The 25,292-nt window shown below is 36.4% G+C and carries 15 protein-coding genes; 10 read left to right on the top strand and 5 right to left on the bottom strand.

The genetic code is table 11. The features are described 5' to 3' along the window. Positions 1 to 2: 2 nt before the first annotated feature. The 3 genes from ACFO3O_RS02405 to ACFO3O_RS02395 form a co-directional block, all read right to left on the bottom strand. Entirely contained in the window at positions 3 to 815 is an 813-nt protein-coding gene (locus ACFO3O_RS02405; protein ID WP_379976940.1) for a sulfite exporter TauE/SafE family protein, read from the bottom strand. A 70-nt stretch (positions 816 to 885) separates the two neighbouring features. Continuing rightward, positions 886 to 1,521: a Crp/Fnr family transcriptional regulator gene (locus ACFO3O_RS02400; protein ID WP_379976939.1), complete on the bottom strand. Its 636-nt coding sequence runs from the start codon at positions 1,519 to 1,521 to the stop codon at positions 886 to 888. Then, on the bottom strand, positions 1,499 to 1,918 hold the full coding sequence (locus tag ACFO3O_RS02395; RefSeq protein WP_379976938.1) for a DUF983 domain-containing protein: 420 nt from the start codon (positions 1,916 to 1,918) through the stop codon (positions 1,499 to 1,501). The genes ACFO3O_RS02400 and ACFO3O_RS02395 overlap by 23 nt, the downstream gene beginning before the upstream one ends. A gap of 523 nt (positions 1,919 to 2,441) precedes the next feature. On the opposite strand from ACFO3O_RS02395, the gene ACFO3O_RS02390 reads away from it, so the two are divergent. From ACFO3O_RS02390 to ACFO3O_RS02350, 9 genes are all read left to right on the top strand, one after another. Further along, the gene (locus ACFO3O_RS02390; RefSeq protein ID WP_379976937.1) at positions 2,442 to 2,708 is read left to right on the top strand and encodes a hypothetical protein; all 267 of its coding nucleotides are present in this window, start codon (positions 2,442 to 2,444) and stop codon (positions 2,706 to 2,708) included. An 81-nt stretch (positions 2,709 to 2,789) separates the two neighbouring features. Then, positions 2,790 to 3,539: a hypothetical protein gene (locus tag ACFO3O_RS02385; protein ID WP_379976936.1), complete on the top strand. Its 750-nt coding sequence runs from the start codon at positions 2,790 to 2,792 to the stop codon at positions 3,537 to 3,539. A 163-nt stretch (positions 3,540 to 3,702) separates the two neighbouring features. Then, positions 3,703 to 6,981 (top strand): DUF6603 domain-containing protein, encoded by a 3,279-nt coding sequence (locus tag ACFO3O_RS02380; protein WP_379976935.1) that lies wholly within the window; start codon positions 3,703 to 3,705, stop codon positions 6,979 to 6,981. Positions 6,982 to 6,988: 7 nt separating this feature from the next. Continuing rightward, a complete protein-coding gene (locus tag ACFO3O_RS02375) occupies positions 6,989 to 9,148 on the top strand; it encodes a hypothetical protein (protein WP_379976934.1) in 2,160 nt (719 codons plus the stop codon). A 10-nt stretch (positions 9,149 to 9,158) separates the two neighbouring features. Then, positions 9,159 to 12,704 carry a hypothetical protein gene (locus tag ACFO3O_RS02370; protein ID WP_379976933.1) on the top strand — a complete coding sequence of 1,182 codons (3,546 nt, stop codon included), beginning with the start codon at positions 9,159 to 9,161 and terminating at the stop codon, positions 12,702 to 12,704. A gap of 17 nt (positions 12,705 to 12,721) precedes the next feature. After that, positions 12,722 to 14,530: a hypothetical protein gene (locus ACFO3O_RS02365; protein ID WP_379976932.1), complete on the top strand. Its 1,809-nt coding sequence runs from the start codon at positions 12,722 to 12,724 to the stop codon at positions 14,528 to 14,530. 16 nt (positions 14,531 to 14,546) lie between these two features. Next, positions 14,547 to 16,589, top strand: coding sequence for a hypothetical protein (locus ACFO3O_RS02360; protein ID WP_379976930.1), 2,043 nt, complete (start codon positions 14,547 to 14,549; stop codon positions 16,587 to 16,589). A gap of 7 nt (positions 16,590 to 16,596) precedes the next feature. Next, positions 16,597 to 17,295 carry a hypothetical protein gene (locus ACFO3O_RS02355; RefSeq protein WP_379976929.1) on the top strand — a complete coding sequence of 233 codons (699 nt, stop codon included), beginning with the start codon at positions 16,597 to 16,599 and terminating at the stop codon, positions 17,293 to 17,295. A gap of 21 nt (positions 17,296 to 17,316) precedes the next feature. Next, positions 17,317 to 18,654: a tail fiber domain-containing protein gene (locus tag ACFO3O_RS02350; protein WP_379976928.1), complete on the top strand. Its 1,338-nt coding sequence runs from the start codon at positions 17,317 to 17,319 to the stop codon at positions 18,652 to 18,654. A gap of 127 nt (positions 18,655 to 18,781) precedes the next feature. On the opposite strand, the gene ACFO3O_RS02345 is transcribed toward ACFO3O_RS02350, so the two are convergent. Beyond that, complete coding sequence (locus ACFO3O_RS02345; protein WP_379976927.1) at positions 18,782 to 20,527, bottom strand: hypothetical protein; 1,746 nt, start codon at positions 20,525 to 20,527, stop codon at positions 18,782 to 18,784. Positions 20,528 to 21,509: 982 nt separating this feature from the next. On the opposite strand from ACFO3O_RS02345, the gene ACFO3O_RS02340 reads away from it, so the two are divergent. Further along, a complete protein-coding gene (locus tag ACFO3O_RS02340; protein WP_379976926.1) occupies positions 21,510 to 22,763 on the top strand; it encodes a hypothetical protein in 1,254 nt (417 codons plus the stop codon). A 157-nt stretch (positions 22,764 to 22,920) separates the two neighbouring features. Here the strand turns inward: ACFO3O_RS02340 and ACFO3O_RS02335 are convergent, their stop codons facing one another. Beyond that, positions 22,921 to 25,257, bottom strand: coding sequence for a glycoside hydrolase family 113 (locus ACFO3O_RS02335; RefSeq protein WP_379976925.1), 2,337 nt, complete (start codon positions 25,255 to 25,257; stop codon positions 22,921 to 22,923). Positions 25,258 to 25,292: the final 35 nt, after the last annotated feature.

Raw genomic sequence — 25,292 nt, 5'->3', positions numbered from 1 at the left:
ACTTATTGTTTTACAAAAAACTCCATATAGAATATAAAAATAGCCATGACAAAAATGAAGTATCCAAAGCCTCTCTTTAATTTATTGCCATCAATAAAATTACTCAAGTAACTTCCTATAAAGATTCCGATGAAAGAGATTCCCGTAAAAATGGAAAGGAATACCCAATCAATTTCCATGGTGAATGCATCTCCTAAAAAGAAGCCCAGTAATGATTTAAAAGCAATAATAATGAGTGAAGTTCCTACGGCTACTTTCATTTCTACATTTGCTAGAATAACAAGAGCAGGGATAATGAGAAAACCTCCACCAGCACCTATCATTCCAGTGATGCCCCCTACGATAAGTCCTTCTGCTAAAATTAAAGGATAATTATATTTTATAGTACCGTCTCCCTTTGGTTCTTTTTCTTTACGCTTTTTTAACATGGAAAAAGCAGCAGGAATCATTAGGACAGCAAACAACCCAAACATGGCCATTCTACGTGTAAACGCAAAATCTCCCATGGTAAATAGTACATCTGGTAGTGCAGGGACAACATAATGTCTCACTACAGTGACTCCAACAATAGCAGGTATACCAAAAACTAGAGCAGTACGCCAATCTACATATCCTTTAAGATGCTGTTTTAAACCTCCTAGTAAAGCACTTGCTCCAACAACAAATAAGGAATATGCGGTCGCTACTTTTTCATTTACGGAGAATAAATAGGCCAAAACTGGTACAGCTAATATAGAACCTCCGCCACCGATTAGACCAAGTGAAATACCTATTATTAATGCACTTATGTACCCAAATATCTCTAGTAATTCCATAGTTTGTTAGTGTAATTTGATGCAAAAATATATAGACCGCTAGTGTTTGGCAGTAACATAGGTTACATAGTTAGTCTAAATTAATAATTTCTATGTAGTTTCTGTGTAATTCAATTTTACCGAGATTTTCTAATTTCTTGAGTAGTCTTGAAATAACAACTCTTGAGCTATGCAATTCATAGGCAATTTCTTGATGTGTATTACGTATGATATGATCCTTATTAACTCTCGCTTTTTCTTTAAGATAATTTAGAAGTCGTTCATCCATATTATCAAAGGCAATGCTATCTATGGTATGCAACATCTCATTAAGACGATTATGGTAACTTTCAAAGACAAAGTCTCTCCATGATTTATAAGTAGACATCCACAGTTCCATTTTTTGGATAGGGATCATGATGAGTTTTGTGTCTGTTTCGGCAATAGCTCTAATTTCGCTTTTGGTTTGTCCCATACAACAGGTCATCGTCATAGAACACGTTTCTCCTTTTTCAAGGTAATACAATAAAAGTTCATCTCCATTCTTATCTTCTCTAAGTACTTTTATAGCTCCAGAAACCAATAATGGCATTCCTTTTATGTAGGAGCCAATTTCTATTAATTTGAATCCTGCTGGTACTTCTTTGTAGGTGCCTACTTGTACTATTTCATTAATAAGCGCCTCTTCAAAAAGAGATCCGTAACTATTTTTGAGTTCTTGAATCATTATCTAGACGTATTTGGTGATTAATAATAGCATCTTTGTCATACTTTATAAACATAGTTGCCCATATAATTTTTGATAAAGAATAGAGCAAAGGGAGTAAAAAAATTAATGCTAAGATAAATGAAATCATAAGAGAGGTGGGCGTTATCGTTTCTCTAAAAAGATAATTTAATATGACAACAGCAATAAATAACGCTACCCCCAAGCCATAAGATACATAATAAGAACCTTGATAAAAACCAGTTTCTAACTCAAATTTTTGATCACAAGCCTTGCAGCGTTTATGTACAACTCCCATAGTGCCTAATTTGTATGGATGTCCCTTAAAAAAATCACCTTCTTGACATTTTGGACATTTAAAACGTAGAATGCCATAGAGTTTTGTTCCTTTCAACATTTAATGAATTTTTTGTAAAACTAAAAGATTCATAAGCTGTTTTCAGTAACATTGGTTACATAAGACTACTTTTAAAATAGTTGGTTTCATACTACCAAATAAAAATACACAACGGGTTAAAATCTAGTTGTACATGGCCATGATTAGTGAATCAATGTAGGCAAAGTTATGTCTAAGAAAAGGTCATTTTGAATACAGGTAGTTTTACCTATTTTACGATGCGGATTATTTTTTATCTTCATTTCCCAAACAAATGAAATCAAGATATTAATATGAATATATCAAAATGAGGCACTAATAATGCTACCTAATGAGAATATAGGGTTAGCATCTCTAATTCATCAATAAACTTGAAGTGAGTTATGATATGAAAAGAGGAAATCAAATTTTAAATGTATTCATACGTAAAATCTCAAGTGTTGAGACGTTGGAATTATAAAATAATGATTCAAAAAAATCGCAAAAGGCGTCATCCGAAAAGCCTAAATAGAGTAGGTGTAACGATTAAAAAATCAATTAAATTATGGCAGATTTTAATATTATAAACATTACTGGAAATGCAATAACAGTCAACTTTGGTGGTCAACAGGTACACGTAGCAGGAAATCATACCGCACCAGAGCCAGTGTATCAAATTAGTAATGGGCAAGGGGTCGTTATTACCTTTTCTGACGGAACCCCTAATCAAACGGTATATGCCCCTACACAAGCCGAAGGAGGCAATGGTCCGTTTATACTCTCCTTGCAACCAAATCAGGCGGGAGGTACTCCTCTCATAAGATTTCAATAATTTTATTTAAAATATAGAATGAACCTCTTGACTAAATTCTACATATAGATTTAATATTCAATATTTTTAAAAATATATATTATGGCAATTACAATTACAGAAATTAGGAACTTAACAGATGTTAAAATCCCACCAATTACAAAAGTAGCCAAGCTATCAGGTTTTGATTCGCAAGGTGATTTTACTGATACGATAATAAATACCAAAGCAACACTTACAGATTGGGACGGTTTTACTTCAACTGATAATATTCAGGTAACTTGGAGTGATGAAAATAAAAAAGTAATCTATAGAGGTGTTGGTGGATTTCTCAAGAAAGAAGGTGAAGCTGGTGCAGGAAAAGGTACAATTACCATTAGTAACCTTACTGACGTTTCAAAATTCAGTTTGGGATTAAATGGACAAATTGAAATAGGTCCAAAAGTAGCGACGCCAACAGATCCTGTCGCAGTTATTAGTGTTCGTATAGGAAACTTAAACCCTAGAAGAGATTGGATTATTGATCTTAGTGATAGACAAGATGGAGCCGCAGGTACTTCAGTTAGACTAGATTCATTAATTGCTTGGGCAGGAGGGCAAACGGGTGATGACACTACAGCAGTTGCTATTCCACAAACTGGAGATGAAGCTAGTGGAGATACCCCAGAACTTAAGGATTTTACAGTAGAGTTTAACGCATTTAATTTTAATGTTACTCAAAAAACTTTTGATATTGATGTATCATCAAAAAAAGGAGATGCTATTACTTTTGGAGCACTTACTATTAAAAATGTTGGGTTTAGAGTGACCAATGAAGCGGTAGCTATACCAGCAGTAGAAACTAGTGAGTAATCTGAATAATAAAGTATTATAAATAGATAGTCTTTTAAGGCAATAGCTAGAAGTTATTTCTATATGGATGAGTATGCTTTCGCGAAAGCAAAAAAAGAGAGCAACCCTAACGGATATTGTTTACGCACATCATCGTCATAGATAACGCATCACTTAATCTTATATGTCAACACCAAAACCATTTCTTCTTGAAATTACGGGACAGGCAGATTTTCATTTAGGAAATCCAGATGCTTCTATGGGTGTTGATATTGCTGTAGGGTATCGGAAACGAGTTCTTGTAAATGACACCACAGAAGATGTTTTATTTGCTTCTTTAGCTGCATTAAAAAAAGATGGAATTACGGTAAAAGACATTGTCAAGTCGGCGACAACAAAAGATCAAGAGATTCCTGATGTTCTAGATAGTGTTGCTTTTAATAAATTTTCAGTAACCTATGGTGCTGGGGGTGTCAATGCTACACAACTTACCATTGCATTTGATTGTAAAATAACCATTAATAAAAATGAATTTGATGCTTCCATTAGCATTGAATATGATAAAACAAATGCAGAAGAACCTTCCTTTATATTTAAGGGCGTTTTAAAAGTGGGTGCACATCGTTTTGAACTTCAATTTGTGAAGCAAAATAAAGCTTGGTATGTATTTGCCAGCTATCTCAATAAAGGGAAGGTAACGATTGATCTTAAAGAAATAGCTGGAGACCTTTTTGGAAAAGAGACGGTAAAATCGTTACCTGAAGTTTCATTTACATTAGACAAATTCAAAGCCTTTTTCCTTTATAATAAAGGAGAAAAAAACGCCAAGTTACTCTTTGGAATGGGTGCCAATTTATCGTTGGATCTTTCAGATTTGCCTATGGCAGGGCCTGTACTAACAAGAGGGAATTCTTTTGCGTTTAAAGAAGTACTTGCCATCTATGCTAAAGGTGATTTTTCAAAAGAAGAGTTACAGGTTTTTGAAGCAATCCCTAGGGTTGATATTGCTTCAGGTTTTAATATTACGACAGAGTTACAAATCAATGGGGTTATCGAGCATTATGTTATCAATGGTGGTAGTTCCAGCCAACAAGAAGAGCCATCACATGACGAAACACCTGCAGCAAGCACTGGTGTCCAACCTTTAGGAGGTGCCATTTCATCAAAAGCCACATGGAAAAAGTTAGATAAAAGAATAGGCCCTGTTTCTTTACAACGAATAGGTTTTGCCTATGACGACGGTAAAGTCATTTTACTCTTAGATGCTTCTATGACTATGATAGGTCTTGGAGTACAATTAATGGGCTTTGGATTAGGGTTTAAACTCAAATGGCCACCAGACATTCCTGATTTTTACTTGGATGGTTTAGGACTTTCATATAGCAGACCACCTATAGAAATTTCAGGTGCTTTTTTACATTCCACCAGAATGTATAATGGTAAAGAAATAGACGAGTACAGCGGTGGTGCTATTATCAAAATCAATACATTTTCTATTGCTGCCATTGGTGCGTATGCTGAGGTTGAAAATAAAGCTTCCTTATTTATCTATGGTGTTTTTGATGGTCCTATTGGTGGGCCTGCTTTCTTTTTTGTCACAGGCATTGCCGCAGGCTTTGGGTATAACCGTAGGGTGAATGTCCCTTCTATAAATGAAGTAGCTACCTACCCATTGGTCGCCCTTGCAATGCAACCACAGAAAAGTGGCGGATTATCAGAAGTATTACAATCCTTAGAAACTCCTATGAATAATGGGAAACTACCTATTGAAATCTCTGTAGGGGATTTTTGGCTAGCCGTGGGAATAAAATTTACTTCTTTTAAAATCATAGAATCCTTTGTATTACTTACGGTTAATTTTGGGACACAACTAGAATTTGCTATTCTAGGATTGTCACGTTTAACGTGGCCAGAAAAAGCAATTGCTCCAGCGCCTATTGTTTATATAGAACTTGCAATTTTGGCACATTTTGGAACAGGAAGTGATGTCATTTCTGTAGAAGCCGTTCTTACTCCCAATAGTTATATCCTTTCGCCCGACTGTAAACTTACTGGAGGATTTGCTTTTTACACTTGGGTAAACGGACCCCACGAAGGGGATTTTGTCATTACGTTAGGGGGGTATCATCCTAAGTTTATAAAACCACCTCATTATCCTACAGTACCAAGGGTAGGCTTACATTGGAAAATAGGAAAATACGTGTCTATAAAAGGGGAGTTGTATTATGCCTTAACCTCATCTGCCATCATGGCTGGAGGTCGATGGGAAGTTGTATTTAAGACTTCTATAGTCAAGGCATCAATCATCCTTTGGGCAAATATGCTCATTGCATGGGCACCTTTTCAGTATATGATTGATATGGGCATTACGGTGCGTATAGAGGCTCGTATTAAAATTGCATTTGTACGCATACATTTCAATTTTGAAATGAGTGCACAACTCCATATTTGGGGACCTCCATTTGCGGGAGAAGCTCATGTAGATTGGACCATCTTTTCGTTTACAATACCTTTTGGAGATGGCCGTAAAAAAGTTCCTGAACCATTAGAGTGGCACGCATTTTCCAATGGATTTATTCCTCAAGGGAAAGAAGATACGTCAAAGAAACGCTTAAGGTCTAGTAAAACTAACAAAACTCAAGAAGCAGCTTTATCAAATCCAGATCCTATTAATATTACCATTAGCAATGGATTGATGGCTGTAAAGGGAGCACATAAGTTTCCTTTAATTAATCCACTCCAGCTCGCTATTGCTGTAGATTCTTTTATTCCAGTAACTACCTTGCACCACAATGGCCAAGAAACGGAACCAAATACCTTAATGGTATCGGCGTATAAAAAAAGCACCTATAAGGAACGCACTAAAGATATTGGGGTGAGACCTTGTAATTTTGTGGCTAAAGAAATGAATTTTGACATGAATGTGTCAGTTTTTCTAGGAGGCAAGCCTATGCAAATGCGATTAGTAGGCATCGCCAAAGGAGTAGCAGAAGCCTTGTGGGGAGGTAGTAAATCAACACATAATAATGCCAATCCAGGAACTGCTAAAGTGATGAGTAATGTACTAACTGGGGTCACACTTCACCCACCATTAGTACCTCAAGTAGCACAAATGAAAGCCTTTGATTTTTCATTGTTAGTAGAAGGATCTACAGTCTCATTTCAATGGAGTTTTACCCAACGACAACTAGGTGAAGCCTTTCAAGCATTTGAAGTTTTAGGGCATTTTGATACAGTACAAGGCAAACAGAAAAAAGGGATTATGGAACAGACTTTTACGGCTAAAAAGGAAAGACGTCAAGAAATTTCATCGGCTTTGCAAGCTATTTTTGGAGATGATTTGCCCGACATTCAAGAGTCAGAAATGACCGCTGTCATCGCACAAGGTCCTTCTTATTTTAGAGCCATACCAGTATTGGTAGAACTCGGGGAAATACCGCAATTTTCAACAGATGTAACTTGATCAATGAATGAGTGAAATTACAAAAATAGTACAATGTTTTTTACCTCCTATGGTGGCAGGATCTTATCAGGTCACTGTAGATCAGGATATTCTTAGAAATAAGAAATCGGTACAAAAAATCAAAAAAGCGTTTTCTTTTGGCGTTGATGCTGCTCGTTTTACACTTAATGCTGCAGATATTTATTCGGTGTATCCACCTGCCAATAGATCGGGTAACTACTCGGGTCAATTACCTCATGTTATTTTTTCAAGAAGAACACTTCCGTGGGAGCGAACAATTGATGGGAAACCTCCTGTTTTTCAGAGAGAAGAAACGCCTCAGCAAAAACAAACGCCGCAAGTCTCCCCTCCAGTCCCTTGGATGGCATTGTTGCTTTTTGATGAAGATGAGATGCAAGCTCTTAAGATCAATTTAGGGAGTTTACAGGATATTCTTCCTCCTTCTGTTCCAGACACCGTGATACGTCCTGCTATTTCTAAAGAGTCCGCTTTCGCGAAAGCGGAATTAACATTAATGGAATGGGAGAATGAAACCGATGGTTGCTTTACTGTGGATATCACCAAAGAGCAGTTTGACGCCTACGTCCCTTCTATGGAGAGTCTTTCCTTTTTGGCGCATGCAAAGGAAGTTTCCATTACCCACAAGGATCAAGAAGGGATTTTAGACACAGATGCTGATAAGAGTACCGGAATGTTTTCTGTATTGGTAGGGAATAGGGTACTGACTTCTGGAAAAAGTCACACGGCTATTGTGGTGTCTTTGGAGGGCTATGCAGCGTATTTGAAAGGTGCTACACCAAAAAAAGAAATTCCTAAAGGAAATAGTGTGAGGCTAGTTGTTTTGGCGCATTGGAATTTTGACAACTCTGGAGAAGCCAATTTTTTACAGTTAGTAAATGGGATTCATACAAGGCCCATGAAAATTGAAAAAGCCACCGAAGTAGCGCATTTAAAGTCTTATTTTGAATCTGGACATGTTCCTTTGGGGCATTTAACACGCGCAGGCGCCACCACTATCTCTTGGTATCAAGGACCATTTGTTCCTCGGTTATCTCCAGCCACTTCAAAAAAGATATCTTTTACAGCTTCAGACGGAGCATTGCGGTATGATAGAACAACAGGATTTTTTGATGTTTCTTTTGCTGCTGCTTGGCAGCTAGGGCGTGTACTTGGATTGCAAAATCAAGAATATGCAAGAGCAATGGGGGCTTGGCGATTATCCCAAATACAAGAAAAGGCAAAAAACACCCAAAGAGATACGATCAATTCCCTTATGAATAATCAAGAAGCGATTACAGTTAAGAGCAAATTGATTCAGTTTTTGGGAGTAACCACAAGTACCCCAGAAAAAATAGAAGTAGCTACTACAGCTTCTATTCCAGAAGAAGCACGCTCCTTTTTAACCGAATTGTATCAACTAAAAGGGGTTCCTTTTTCTTATCTCGTGCCTCATGAGTTTTATCTAGAAAAAGAGCATGCAGATTCAGGAATAATGACTGTATTTTACCTTGACCCCAATTGGATGGAAGCCCTTCTTGACGGGGCTTTAAGCATAGGAAGACTTGATGATACAGATCATATCCTTGATCGAGTACTTAGTGAGGGTCTTATTGATGGATATATAGATCAAAAATCAAATGAAAGTAAAACAGATCCAGACTTAAGAGTCCTTAATGTCACAGGTTTTTTATTGCGTTCTGATGTCGTTTCTGGATGGCGAGGTCTTGAAATACTGGCGTATGACAGCGATGGGGAACTACTTCCTGCCCTCCGATTTGAGCGCATCGATGATGACATTTTTTTGGGTATCTTTAATGGAAACATCGCTTCAATAACCATCAAACAACCTTTTGAAGGTCTTCATTTTGGGATTAAAATGGATAGTAATCGAGAGTCAAACAGGTATCAAAAAAACTTAAAAGAGGATGATGGATCTCCTCTAGAGGCTTCTAGAGAAGCGATCAATGTCAATAATGAGCTAAATAATGGGTTGATTGAAAATGACATTATAGATGTTGCAGGTCTTGCATCACTTATGAAACAAAAACTCAATCCTGTAGCCATAGCACAAAATAAAGAAGTTCACTTTACATCGGCAGAATTTGCATATCAAATGGTAGATAGCCCGGTAAAGCGTGAAATTACCATAACCCTGAACGTTAGTTAAAAAACAAAAGATGCCAGAAGCGATAGATTCAAAATTAGTAGTTCCTATATCGGTGCAAGCGCTCGTGTTAAGTAGCACACAGGAGAACTTTGCAGACCTGCGTCCTAGAATGAAACTTTTTGATCAGAATTTTTTAGGCGAAAATCTTCAGCCAGATGTTACTAAAACGCTAACTTTAGAAAAGGGAATGCATTTGCATTGGACGCTTCCTAAAGCATTAAAACATGCCTTTGTAGGCGATGACACCGAAATGCAATTTCCGTATGCTCCCAACCGATGGATGGTGATAAGACTGCAAACTGATAAAGGAATAAAAGATATTCCTTCAAAAATATGGATGGTAGAAAGTGATGTCAATAATAAAATTGACTTTAAAGCCAACGGACCTGATCCTATTCCAAATTGGGTGGTCCTTGAGGATACGAAACTAGGATTTAAAAATATAGGAAAATCAACCCCTTGGTCTGCAGATTATACACATAGTAAAACGTCTCCTTTAGTACAAGCGGTAGGTGCTGTCAATCCTCTTTTTGCATCATTTTATCCTGAGTGTAAGAATGTATTTGGTTTTCATGATGACATGGAGGGCGCAATTATAGGAAGCACCTTTACCTATGTAGTTACAGGATGGTATAGTGATCCTGCCATAGACCCAATTCATCCATTAGGGAGTACTGTTGAGACACAAAAAACATTGGAGTGGATCCAACAACAATGGCGTACAAATGCTAAAACCTATCCTACAGCTAGTGTCTTTCATACAACCATACATAGTGTGCGATGGAATGAAAATCAGCCGACGGGTGTCCCCTCTGGAGACATACAAGTGTATGCGGGTAATACAGCTGCAGAGTCTCTAAGTGCACAGATTGCCAAAAGTTCAAATGTTGATGATCCAGCCATCGAGACCCTATTAAATGCATTGCAATATGAACTTCTAGAAGATGAAAGAAATCAACCTAGTCTTTCTAGTATAAAAACAGCCGTGCACAATCGAAGCTTTATTCCTAAAGACAGACATATTACTTGGGAAGTATTACGAAAAGAAGCGAACAACGAGCAGCTCCAAGAGGAAAAAGAAAATCGCATTCATTTTCCAAATAATCCTACATTTCTTTTTTTACTTAATAAATTAAATGAAAGTCAACTACAATTCAATGTCCTGTCTGAAGATGTGGAACGTTTGCAACAGGAACATTATTTTTTATGGTATAAACAAGCGCTAAAAACCATTAATAATCACACCGTTGACAGTTTTGACTTTGAGGGGTCTAGGAAGCGTAATCTAGATGAACTTGTAGATAAAAAAGTAGCTATTGATCTTCTTACTAAAGAAATAAATGATCGTGTTGCCAAGTTAAAAGAGCAACCGTATCTAAAAGGACCTAATGCAGATTTTGAGCTAACTCAAAAACTAGAAGATCGCTTTTGGGAACCTAATGATCCTGTATTATTGCTATGTGGTGATGGCGTAGGAGATACAAATGGCCCCAATTTTCAAGTAATTGAGAGCAAGATAAACTGTCGTACAGAAGAGCAACTTCTCAAAGAGTTACATCTGGAAGTATCTCATGCTAGTGGCCCTATCCCTATTTCTATTTCTACCACTTCTTTTTCGGTGCCAAGTATAGACGCCTTATCATCATCCGCCATACCGTATACTATTATCCAAGGTGTAGTGTATGAATCCTTATTGTTAGATCATTCTTTAGCAATAGATATTGCTTTGCTTGCTTATAAAAAAGCACAAATGGAGCGGGATGAAACGAGTGATATTATACAAACATTTGCGCGTGATGTTGTGATTAAAGAACAAACAATTCCTACCGTAAAAGATCCTAACAAAAGAGCACCCGAATCTTTTTCTATGGTATTGTGGAAGCAAGCTTGGACACCTTTGTTTATGACTTGGGAGGTTGAATATACTCCCAGTGATGATCGTTTTGAAGGTCTTGATCTTTTAGAAAAAACGAATAATTGGACACTAGAGGATGGAATTTCATTTAAAAGTCAGTCAACAGAAACGATGTCAAATAGTATTGATTTTCAAGGCATAAGTCCGTTTTCTAATGCTGTTTTTGCCAATTTAAAAGCATTGGTTCCAGAGGAGATTATCCATAAATATGGGAAATTAAACCTTATTGCCCAATCTTTAAGTGGGTTACATAAACACCTTTTAATGCAACGCCCCGGGATTCAATTACCGCCTTTTATATATGCGTCAGATTCGATTTATAATTTTACTACAGATTTTGAAATTGATCAGGCAGAATTGGATGTAATAGGAACTGACGCTTACATCCTAGGATGTAATCCAGGAAAGCCAGATAGTTCTGATACACATTTGTTTTTTCCTTTTAGATCGGGTGTTTTAAAAATTAAAAAGTTGTCCATTGTAGATGTGTTTGGTCAGGTTCGAAAGGTAATTGATGGAGAATCAAAAGGGTTTGTTACGGAGTCTGTAGCCATGGGAAGTCTAAAACCTACACAAAACACCCAGATCCCCTTACCGCCTCGTATTGTGCAACCTAGTAGGATTCAGTTTTACTGGTTAAATCTGCGTGATGAGGTGATGTATCAAGATGTAGGAAGGCTAGAGAGCCCTATTTTTGGGTGGCTAGTTCCTAATTTTATGGATAACAGTATCATGGTGTATGATCAAAATGGGCGTGGCGTTGTGCAATTACAAATCTCTGAAGATTTTAGTAAAGAGAAAGGATTGGCCTTAGCAAAACTTCCGTTTCCAGGAGCAAACCAACCAGCGGATGTATCTGAAAATATACAATTACACCAATTATTAGATGCTATAAATGCAGGAAGTATTGTTTCAGGAATCATGAGTCTTGCTCAGAAAGTGAACGAGAGTTTAACACAGGCAAGAGGTGTTCAAAATAATACCATATCCTTACTTTTTGGTCAGCCTATTGCCTTGGCTAGATGTTCAGTTGGGTTAGAGCTGTTGGGATTACCGGCATTCAACCAACGTTGGGATCTGTCGGGCAAGCAAGATTCAGGCGGAATTAGATCGATAAAGTTTCCGCTTTTTATAGGAGATTTTTCAATAGAAAATGATGGGGTATTAGGTTATTTTTCGGATACTGATTATACCCGTTTGTATACCCCTTTGAATACGCCCGAATTCCGCTTTCGCGAAAGCGAACCCTTCTTTACTAAAAGCACGCCTCTAAAGTTGTCACTTGAGGAAGGTGCCAAAAAAGTAACACTTTTACTTGATGCCTCTGCAGGGGTACAGTTATCCTCAGGAATATTACCGTCTACATTTGTTGAAGTATTTAGGCATGGTACGCATGAGGTGTTGGAATCCATACAGACGAGTTTTTTGGTTGCTCCGTTTATCGCAGATAAAGTTGATCCTGGTTTTCCCATTCCTACAAGCATTAACACAGGATGGAAATGGACTCATAAATCGGATGTTACTACGTGGGAAGAGAGTCAGCAGGTTGCAGAAGGGAAAAATAAACAACGTTCTAGTTTTAAGAAACAACACCTGTATGAAGGGTGGTTGACACTAGATCATTTAAAAAATAAAGAATAATCTATAAAGATCATACTATGAGTTATATCATAACAGGCGGTAATAACACGGTGACTTCAGGAAGCCCTATACAGCTTAGTATACATATTTCAAGAGAATCTCTAGAAGAGATTTTGTTAATGGGAGTTTTTACCATAAAAGGATTTGCGAATATCGCATCGGGAAAGTCCTTAGAAAATACGAAGTGTGTGTTGTATGGACAAAAAGCTGATGATGGTACGTATGCAACAACACCCACAGAGATTGTGACTTTACTACCTGATTCGGCAGATTTTGATAAACAATCGTATCGTTTTTCAAAATATTTTGATGAGGAATACACGTATATTACGATAGAAATTCATGCAGAAACTGCTCTAATGAATGTGCAAACAACTCATTTGACCATTTCTTTTTATGATAAAAATAATACGGATAGTGTAGGGAATGTCCTTTTAAATGCGATTGACTTTGAAGTGTATAGAGAAGAACTAACGCCTGAGATACTCTCTTTTACTGCGGATCCTTCTGTACTTCAAGGGGATGTGAATCAGGTAGCCTTGCAATGGCAAATTAAAGGAAACACTTTCACCTATAAATTATTAGAAGGTCTTACGGTTTTAGATTCAGGAGAGGGGAGTGGTTTAGAAAACAGGACCTACACGACAGTCCCTCGTATAGGGGATCATTTATATACATTAGAAGTTACACAAGGAAATGCGATTGTCACCAACGCAATAAAAGTAAGAGCACTAGACAATTCTGAATTATCTCAAAAAGCAAATCCGCAAAGCCCTCTTATGATAGGAAACTTTTGCGCAAGTCAGAATTTAAATTACCTTTTTAGTTTAATGCTTAAAAAAGAAGGGAAAAACGCAGTGATTGATCATATAGGATATACCTCTGAAGGGTTTTCTGGGCACTGGGATGCCATTGCGTTATCTCAAGCCGATAAAGACGCTTTAAAACCCTTTGCGGCTTCACCTATGGTACATCTACGAAGGGTTGGAGAAGTGTATGGTAGTATATTCTTTATAGGTGGTAGTTATGTAAAGCCTCTGGAATGTGAAAATGCAGTGGCCATTATTCATTTGGATAGTGAAGAAGATAAAGTGAGTGTTGTATCTGATCTTCCTTGGGAATCACGTATGGGCCATTCATGCACTTTGTTTACGCATGGGGGTGTCGATAAGATTTGGTTACTAGGAGGTGTTGATGAGTATGGTAATACATTAGATGATGTTTGGGTCTCAGGGAATGGAAAAGAGTGGGATAATTTGAATAAAAATGGAGTTGTACAAACTAAAAATATTCCTGTATCGATGAATTGGGACGCTCGCTGTCTCGCAGGAGTTACGGTACAATTAGATGATCATGGTGCAAAAAAGGCACTTTGGTTAGGCGGAGGGTTTTCTGAGATTGGTGGTAAAGAAACTAGTGATGTCTGGACGTTTGAAAATGAAAAGTGGAGCAGAATCTATTGGAGTACATCCAACCCTTTTTCGATTAATGACAACTCTTATTTGTCTTCGGGACTAGCATTTATAGGCAGGGATACGGTACAATCTACAGGGATCAGTATTATAGGAGGATATGATCGGGATAATGTCAAAAGGTATTTTAAAAAAATAAATCTCAGGAACGGCTATTATAGCACTAGTAATCTTACAGAATCCACAAAAGCAGGAAGTTTTGATACGAGTGACAATGCGTATGTGGTAACTGCGTATTTTAAAGGAAGTCTATGGTTTATGGTCTTTACGAATGAGGGTGATATAGGTATCACCTATTCTAAATTATACTATTGGATTCCTATAAGAACCAGTCAAACCTTGATTTTATCATAACTAAAAAAAATATATTATGTATAAGCGATATTTATATTTAAAACAGATCTCTACCTTTCTTTTTTTGATTTTGGTAGGAGTATCAGGCGATCTTTTATCGCAAACCAGATATACAGTAGTACTTCCTGAGATTGATACTGCGATTCCTCCTAGAGATGATAAAAACCTAGAAGTGTCAGCTGATAATTCTGGTGATGAAACAGCAAAGTCCTTTTTTAAGTTTGACCTCAATCACTTACCTCAATTTACAAAGGCAAAAGCTTATTATTTAAGGATGTATACGGTGCCTAATGATAACACCTCCGATTTTTCAACACAAACCATTACGGTATTAAAAGGTCCTAATACCTGGACAGGTAAAGAAACCAGTCTTAGTAACCCCGCATTAGATTGGGCTATAAAAACCAAAAATACCAAAACCATTGGTCGTGATGAAGTGAAGAAAAGCTCAACGGTTATAAATATGAAACTTAATCCCAGAGCACTAGAGGCAATTCCAGACAATATATTATCCCTAGCGACGCGATCTCCAGAAAAACGGCAAAAGACCTTATTTTACTCTTCTATTACTTCGCAAAAGCCAGGGCTTTTTTCTAAGAGGCCTAAATTGATACTGCGCTATGAGGTGGATCCATTTCCGTTTAGATCAGATTGGGCACAGCCGTTTAGTACTGCGCAACACGATAGTTATCTCAACTGGAGTACCAACACGACCATTACTAAGCCGTCAGTGAGGATATTGCCCAATGCATCTAAAGATGTGTTGGTGGGAGGCGACCCAACGGGAGCCGTTGCGATTTATAAAAATCAACCTATCATTTTTACACAAGCGGCTTCTGGAAATACGCCTTTTAAAGTAAAACAGCTGAATGCTAGAGGTGATGTACTATGGACTCAAGCAGTAGATAATATGATCAAATCTAGACCTTTGATTGATGAACTAGGGCGTTTATATTACTTTTCTACTTCTAATACATTAACGATACTAGATCTTACTAATTCAGGGGCTGTTTTATATAAAAAATCACTTTCAGAAATTACTAATAACCAGATTACTTCCATACATAGTGATGTTACTTTGGGATATGACGGGACGCTTTATTTAACATCATTTGATGGAATTGTTGCTCTTTCAGCCTATCCACAATTAAAATTACGATGGAAGTATGAGAAAGAAAAGGATAAACGCAATGGCCCCATATCACTAAGTCAGGACGAAAGTTTGGCCTTTTTCATTAATGTAGACACCCAACAAGGAACAAGTCGTCTAGTGATGTTAGACAATACAGATGGAAGGATATTAGATGCTTCTGAGTCGCTATTGGGAGGCTATAAAAATGGAAATAACTATTATATCCCAGCTCCAGTAGTTCAGAAAAATAAGAAGGTTTTTGTCCTTAATGGTTATGATAGTGCGAATAGACTATTAGTTTTTGATATAAAATCAGAAAGCTTAAAAGGACCAGAAACGATTAGATCGGGACAAAGTGTCAATACGGGTATCTCACAACCTGCTATAGATGGAGATGAGAATGTATTTTTTGTTTTTAACAAAAAAATAGCTAGATATAATACCAAGGAAGCTAACCATGTTGAGGTTTTTGAAAATTCGGAAGTATTAGACAATGCGCCCATTATAGTCACCGATCATTCCTCAAATATCTATGTTTCTAATCCCTATGTTGTGAATGATACGCTTACTAAAACATCCAAAAGAGTTGTAGGGTTTACCTATGACAAGAAATTCACATACAATTTCACAGCTGCTATTGATACCAATATCCGAAAAACACTTGTGCTTGCTCCCGATGGTACTTTATACACAATAACAGCCAATAATGTGATTGCCATCACTGCGAAGGAAGTAAACGAGGCAAATATTACCCTTTCGAGTTTGAATACCAATACTGTATATCGTGCCACAAATAGGATTAGGCTTACTGATTTTAGTGTATTACCTACCGTAAATACGATTCTTTATTCTGGTGGTGGTATGGGTTTACAACCTGGTTTTAGGGTACGTAAAGGAGCCTCGGTAACTTTTAAAACAGGGAACTAATTCTCAAGTGCTAACTAACATTTTTATCATACTTCTTATGAAATTAACACAAAGATTAACCTATCTGATATTCCTAGCGTTTACAAGCCAAGCCATGGCACAAACTGATGCTTTGACTATTTTACCAAATGGTAATATAGGGATAGGAACAATGACTCCGTCTCAACGATTGGAAGTACAAGGTAGTATAAAAGCATTAGGTAAAATTCAGGCTCAAGAATTGGATGTGCAAGGTAATATAAAAGCACTAGGTCAGGTTCAAGCCCAAGAATTGCTCGTGATGGGTACTATAAATACGCAAGGAAAAGTAAAAGAAAATAATCATGATTTAGTTCCGAAAGGTATGATCATCATGTGGCATGGAAGTAGAGCAAGCATACCAAAAGGATGGGCGATTTGCAATGGTAAAAATGGTACTCCAGATTTGAGAAATCAGTTTATCGTGGGCGCAGGTGAAAGCTATTCTGTTAATAATACCGGAGGACAAGCAAGGGTTGCGTTGACTGTGGCAGAAATGCCTCGTCATTCGCATTCTGTTTTTACAGGTGTACGAGACATGGGAAATTCTTATGACCGCGATAGTAAAGGTAGACATCCAGCGCATTGGGACGGTAGTACTCGTCAAACAACAAGTACACAAGGAAGTGGGAATTCTCATGAAAACAGACCTCCTTATCATGCTTTATTCTTTTTAATGAAATTATAAACGACTTACAATAAAACTATTATGAAAACTATTCAAAAACTTTTTTATTTATTACTTCTACTATGTGTCAGTCAAATCATAGCACAAACCGATGCGGTAACCATTTTACCCAATGGCAATATGGGGGTAGGAACGACCACACCTGCTCAAAAACTAGAAGTAAATGGCAACATACAGAGTGCTACGAGTTTTACAGGTCTTGGCTTTTATGGAAAAGACTATGCCACGTTTGCTTATAAAGGTTTAGGAAACGTAAAAGGAACATATGCCTTATTACAAAAAAATACAGGAGAAACCTTTCTTAATGCTTCCATCGGTCAACCCATAAATTTTAGAATAAATAACGTAAATAAAATGGTGATAAAATCTGATGGTAATGTGGGGATAGGAACAGATAATCCTAATGCAAAACTTTTTATTAATAGTGATGCATCAGATCCATACACCGTAGGGACTAATGCATTTACCGTAGGTTCTTCTAATGCGGCTGATGGAAGGTTACAAATTGGGATTGATAAAGGATACAGTTGGTTGCAATCACACGGAGAGAAACCATTAGTGATCAATTTAGGAAACAATGTAGGAATTGGAACTAAAACTCCCACACAAGCAAAATTAGTTGTTTCTGGAAATGCAAAACATAAGTTGGGTAAATTTCGATGGTTTGCTTATTATGAAGGAGGTACAGGAGTCGCTAGTGGTAGTGATCAGATACCTTATTCTATATATGCTACAGATCGCATAGCCGCTCAGCAGTTTAATGCTTTTTCGGATGCTCGAATTAAACATATTGTTGGAGTTAGTACTGCTGAAAAAGATTTAGAAACGCTTTCTAAAATTGAAATCACAGATTATAAACATATTGACACTATTTCTAAAGGTAATCAATGGCATAAAAAAGTAATTGCGCAACAAGTAAAAGAAGTCTATCCACAAGCCGTGACTACCGATGTAACAGAAGTAATTCCAAATATCTATGCGTTACGTACGATCAAAGATGGTTGGATTAAGATTGATACTAGAGACCTTGTCGTAGGTGACAAAATACAACTCATCTTTAGTGAAGAAGAAGCCCTTGTTGACGTACTAGAGATTAAGGAAGACGCCATAAAAGTAGCGAGTGACCGAGAAGGACAAGTGTTTATTTATGGAAAGCAAGTATCTGATTTTCATACCGTAGATTATGAGGCAATTAGTATGCTTAATGTAAGTGCGACACAGGCCTTGTTAAAACGTATAGAGTTACTAGAGGCAGACAAAAAGAAACTTACTGGTGATTTTGAGAAGTATAAAACAGCTGTGAATGACCGTCTGTCAAAAATAGAGCAAGCATTACAAACCGAAACAGTCATGAATTAAATGACAGTATCACCTACAATACAAAAGTCAGACACTACATCTGACTTTTGTATACTACATTTTTATAGGTATATGATATCTGATGTGACAAACCTGAATATTCTGACATTTAAAAAATGGACAAAATTTATTTAAGCCCTAGGGCCTTTTCAAGAAGTGTTAGTCCTTTATTATTATTTGCTTTTAGTCCTGTATTAATAAATTGCATCATTTCATTATACGCTTTAAAACTCCCATCTTTTGTGATATTTTGAGGTTCTGTAGGCGCATCTGGATAGTAACATGTAAATGCATGTAGCGTTCCTGTTGAACCTTTTTTAATTCCAAAAGTAGCGTTGTCTGTGGTTTTGACGATATACTTGGTGTATATTAATCTTGGAGCATTTTTATATTTACTAGGCTCATTTGAATAACTCCATGTTATTGGAGTTTCAATAGGAGCACTTTCAAAAATTTGAAGTTCTGGTACCGTTACACAAGTTCCATCACAGTTAAAACCTGTACAGAACTTATCACCTAGACATAATGCCTCTCCAAATAATGTAGCGATATCATTTCCAACCGCGGCACCATTTTCTCCAGGAACAAAAGGATGCCCTTGGACATTATCAAACGCTACAATATTGAAACCAGTATCTTTATTATTTAATTGTAAAAAAGGAATTAATTGTGCAACGCCAGAATTATCGGTAGGACCTCCATCGGCAAGACTTACTCTAACAGATGATGCTAAATCACTAACGGAAGTACCGTCTTGAGCAACATCATATTTTGCAACACCATTTTTAAGACTAAAATTCAGCGCCAAATTATCTGTAGCATACGATCTGTCCCAACCTCCAGATATATTCTCACTAGCTGCAAAACCTAAAGCAGCACTAGAAGCTGCAGCTGCATGCATGATTTCTACCTGATCATTAATAACTGGGTTTTTTATCGTAGCATTTCCTGTGTATGGGTTATTTGCTTGTTCTGAATATGCAAAACTAATTTGCTTTCCAGTTCCCAATTCTGGAAAAAATGGGGGAGATGTCAGATGACTAGGAACGCTAGAAAAAGTAACAGGTCTTACGTCATTTGCAATCCCATTACTACAAGAACCTCCGTGTTTTCCATGAGTGCTTGCAGTCCCATGAACACAAGCTTGATAATATTGATTATAACCTGCAAGTGGAATACTACTAGAAGAATTTAAAACTATATTATTGGTTAACATAGTAGAAGCTATAAGTAATGATTTACCACTTGCCCATTTTTGGGGTTTAGTATTTAAACCTAAATTTCCCAATGAATAATCTTTAAAGACTAAGCTTTTTATAGCTTCATTCCAATTAAGATGCTTTCCAGAATAATACCCTATGACACATAACAAGTATGTATCTCCACTACCCGCATGTGCATAGCAAGCAAAACCTGAACCCAGAACACTTGCGTCATTAAAAAGATTTTGTTGCCCACCTAGCCAACCGCCTTTTTTAGTGTCTCCCCAATCAGCAAGAGGTATAGTTTCTATATCTGAAACAAACTTTGGTGAATACATGAGCATGGTACTAAACCAGCTTCCTCCAGAATTGGAGCCAATGCTTTCTACATTTTTGAATACATTATCTAATTTATGATTATTATTTTCTAATAAAGACATCGTCCATGCAGTATGAGCCGTATGTGCGCGCCATCCTCCTCCTGCAAAGGCAACATGGATGTTATCTGTTATGGTAGCTTTTACTTCTGGTTCAACCTCTGTATTGGAGGTTGCTCCAAAGGGATTTTCAGTACAACTTACAGAAAGCAATGCGGTGGCAAATAGTATTCCCAACATGCTATATTTTGATGTGCTATTTGCTTTAAAAAATGATACTAATAAGTTTTTCATGCTGTTTTGATAGTTAATTAATTGACAAAAAAGATTGGTAATGTCTGATTAATAAATCATTACTAACAAATTTATTTGATTGTAATTAACAAATTTCAAGTGTTTTTACGTGGTTTTGCGTGTCCTTAAAACAGATTTTTTATTTATTGATGTATAACTGGGTACGCTTTCGCGAAAGCGTACTCAAAATACATATTAACAGATGTTTATGCGAAATACCTTCTATTCTTATATATAATTACAGTATTTGCGTAAAATTCGTATGTAAAAACAGTAAGCTATTGATAATCAGTATTTTTTGTTTAAATTGATGTATTATTAATCTTATAAAACAACAAGTATGTTACAATCAATTTTGCAATTAAAAGGGGCCCAAGAATTAGATAATGCAGCACAACGGCAAATCGAAGGAGGAAGAATTCCGAGAAATATATGTCATGATGACTCAGATTGCCATTACACACAAACTTGTGTAGGATGTATTTGCACTGCTCCAGGGGATCCAGTTTAGTCAAAAGTCTTAACTACAATAAAAAAATGAACTTGTAGGGTAGGTTTGTTTTTTCTTTTTAAAAATAGCTCATAAAACAATTACCATGATTGTTTTATGAGCTATTTAGTTTGTAACCATTTAATATTAGAAATATTATAGTGATGAATAGGTAACTCATGCTTCGCTCTGCTCACTAACTAAAATCATAAATATATATGATATACGATGATTAAAATACCCAATATTGGGAGTTGTAGTTACTCATAGTAAATGTACTTTTATTGATGTTATCATGAGATTATAAATATTTTTTATATATTGATCTCATTTGTAGTGGTTTAGTGGTTTTTTGTGCCACTATACGTATAAGGGGATTTAGTTTACAGCTTAAAAAAGCGATTAGTATCTAAGTAGATGCTACGCGTTACCGAATTTTTTAAATCCTCTAATGTTACAGGTGTTACTAATAAATAAAACCAGATAGATACTATGAGTTTATTAAGTAGAATATGGGATAAAGTGAAACATTCTGAATCGGTATTATATCCAACATTCCAAATAGATGTAGCTAAAATTCTAGATGATAACTCCCGTATGGGGAAACCTATTGTTGCTAGAAAGAATTATTTTGAAATCACATTAACAGAACAGTTTTTAAAGGATAGAAGGGAATATTGGAATGAGTATATTCCATTAACTGTGTTTTTAACAGAATTTATATACGATAAGAAACGGAGTGCTTTTCCTTTTGTAATAGGTCCAGATCTTTTAAAAAGCATAGAACAGCTAGATGGTAATGAGAGTATCCGATATACAAACACCCGTGTTGTTGGTCCCACACCCTATCGAGGAGATAACGTAGCTCTTTTTTCAGGATTGTTTAGAATTAAAACAAGAAATTGGGCAAAACAAACCATAAGCCTCGTAGAGTCTGTAGCTAAAGCTTTTGATTCATCTAAACTTTCAGGATACCTTAATGTTGCCGAACCTCTACTTAATGGAATAGAAGGCTTTTTGGGAATGGATGGTGATACGCAGTTTAGAATAGGGCAACGTAATGAGTATAGGGACAGCGCTACGCACAGCAGAGAAATATTTGAAAGTGGTTTTTGGGTGATGGTCAAAGAAGATCAAAGCAATGTCAAGAAAGAAAATTTTTGGATTAAGGACGGGCAATTACATTACGGGACTAAAAAAGAGACCATAAAGCCGTATAGAAAAAGTGATTATATTTTGTATGAAATCAACTCGCTAGATATTCGTAATGATTATGAAACTTTTGATTTTCATATCCATTGGGAGAATGCAAGAGAGGCCATAATCAAAAAAAATATTGATCAGGCAAATTCTGAATTTCAGAGTTTAACAGTAAACTTATTACGAAGTCATGATATTATAGATCCTCAAAAAAATCAATTATTAATGATGTATTCTGGTTTGTTTGAAGACATGAAAAGCGCTTTTATTAATAAAGCAAGTATATCAGATGTGTTCACGTCTCTTAGATCTAACAAAAAAGCGCTCGAGGCACAAGGAATTAAAATTGATATGGGCGAGAGAGTATCAGCCATCGCTACCGATTTTGTAAATAAATCTTCTAGTAATTTTAAGAAAAAGAATTTTGTGATTGACCAACAATTCATCAAAGAAGCTTTAGAAAGTAGTACATTAAATCAACCTGAACTTTTAAATATGGATAGTTTTGAAATCGGAGCAATGAATCCCACTGTAGATTTATTGTAAGCGAATATAACCGCTTAATTTATAGAAACACGCTATAGGATTGTAGGGTGTTTTTTGTGAATAATAATGGGAGATGTTTTACACATTTTATATTTCGTCAAGATTAGTTTAAATCTCACTTACGTGAAATCGTACTCAGAAAGAATAGGACAGGAAATTACTTTCCAAACCACTTTCTCACCGTAATCTCTGTTGCTTTATTGTTGGGTGTAAAAGCAGTATTTTTTGTGCCACGGTATTCTAGATAACTAGGGAATTTCCACCATAAAATTCCAGCACACCAGGGTTCGTTCTGAATTCCCTCAAAAATAACTTCATAACATCGTTGCTGGTGTTTGTCATTAAAAGGCGTATCTGCATCAGCATGTGGATTTTTCCAAGGTGCTTCTGTACTTCTAAACCCTATTTCTGTAAATACGATAGGTTTTTTATAGGTCTCATATACCTTTTTAATTTTGGTTTTAACCACTTCAAAACTAGCTTTTAGTTCCATATCTGTAGGAGTGTCATTTTTACTCAAAGGGTAATAAGAATTTAAACCTATAAAATCAAGTTCACTCCAAAAACTAACATTTTCAAATTCCTCTCCCCAATTGGCAGCATAGGTGATATTACCTTGATATAATCCTCTGGTGTTTTGAAACATTTGTTTCCATTGTTCAGGATGGGTTAAGGTGGCTTTGACAAATTCAACGCCCATACAAAGGGCATCTATCTGATGAATTTCTGCAAGAAATGCATAATGGCGTATCCATCTGTAATAATAGTCAAAAAAGGCATTCCAATCTGCTTCTGTTTTATATTCAAGCGCACCTGGCCAACTATTTCCAAAAAATATTTGTGGCTTTAACAGCGATTGCATACCTAGTTTTTTTGCTTCATACGCACTGTGTACAATTCCTTGATCATTTTCAGAACCTGCTCTATTTCCTATAGAAAGGTAGGTGGGACTACTATCCATACGTATATAACTATAAGGAATTATTGTCATCGCATTACTTCCCATGTCATGTTGTTTTACAATAGCTTCGGTTGCTTTTTGCGAGGTGTAGCCGTTGTAAATTTGATAGCCTTCATGCGCAAAGTTAAAGCCTTTTAGATATGTTATTTTTGATTTTTTCCGATTCTTTTTTGGATGATTTGCGGCTTGTTTTGAAAGATATTTCTGCCATGCTGGTTCTAGTTTACGTATCTCATTTGTAGAAGGTACCCAGTTAGTAAATCGTTGTAGAAACACATCTTTTCCCCAATAATCTATTAAAAAGGCCACCAAAGATGCAGTCATGCATTCTGTAAGTAAAGGGGATTCTTTTTCAATTAATTCGTTGTCAAAAAGTTCTTCTAAGGAGAGTGTGTTTCCAGATTCAAAAAGCCGTGCCGACCAATACGGGTATCCTTCACGTTGCCATTGATCTGTAAAATAGATGGCAAGTCCTTTTGAAAATGCTAGAGATGTTGAGGTGCCTAGAAGGTGATGTAAGATAAGTGCATTTTCTTTTTCAATAGCATTGTCTTGATACTTTTCATTGATAATGGTATGCACCGAATTGTCATTGAGATCTATATGTGCTTGTTGTGTGTTGCCTAGCATCAGTCCCTTATCTTCCGCGGTTTTGTATATGTGATACGCTATCTTGGGAAGCGCTTTTGTACTTGCTGTAAACGTAATAATATTTTGATAGGTGTTTTCTAGATCTTCCACTAAAAGCGTAATCTCTTCTTGTGATAGTTGTTTTTGATGAGACGTTAGCGTATAATGTTCTGATTGTGCAATCGTAGTGTTGCCTTTGGAGTAATCAAAAAAGGTGGTTGTGTCTAATTGCCATTGATCATTAAAATTCCCTAAGATGATTCTATTCGTATTGCGATAGAGTTCATAATCCATGGTTTGCCAGAAAAAAGACGCACCATTTTTAGCTATCCTATTTGTAAGAAATTCATAAAGAGCATTAGCATCACTTCCCGTAAAAAAGCTAAAAGGAAGTTGATTATTTTCGGGATTAGGATAAAAAGAAACTGAGAGTATATTAGATGTATGAGTATGGTTGTTGGGATGTAATTTAATTCCTTGCTGTGTTGCTTCAATAGGTGTCGAATTTATGAAGCGTTCTAGTAGTGAATGTTCTTGAGGTGTTCCTATTAAAAATAAGATTTGATTTTGAATATCTTCTTCGGTGACTTCAGAAACAGATTTGTAGCGTATGGTTGCGTTTCTGCGTCTTCCGTTTTGAGGAAGTTGGTTAATGGTATCTAGTAGTGTTTTGTATTTGTTGGCAAGACTAGGATCTGTTGCACCGTATACAACAAGTAGCTCTCTTTTATCAAAAAAATGACGTCTTAATTGACGTCGAGTAGGGATTGAGTCAAGCGCTATTTGCTGGGTTGCGATATTATCATGGATAGGCACAGCCTCAGAGGTTGTGGTAAATGCAAAAAAACCAAAAACACATACAATAATGCCTACAAATAAGATGCGTATGACCGTGCGTTTCATAAAATGATTTTGTTACGATCTTTAAAAGTACAGTA

This window comes from Dokdonia ponticola (genome assembly GCF_042653865.1).
In the GTDB taxonomy this organism is placed as follows: Bacteria; Bacteroidota; Bacteroidia; order Flavobacteriales; family Flavobacteriaceae; genus Dokdonia; species Dokdonia ponticola.
This window is presented reverse-complemented; position numbering and strand designations above follow the sequence as displayed.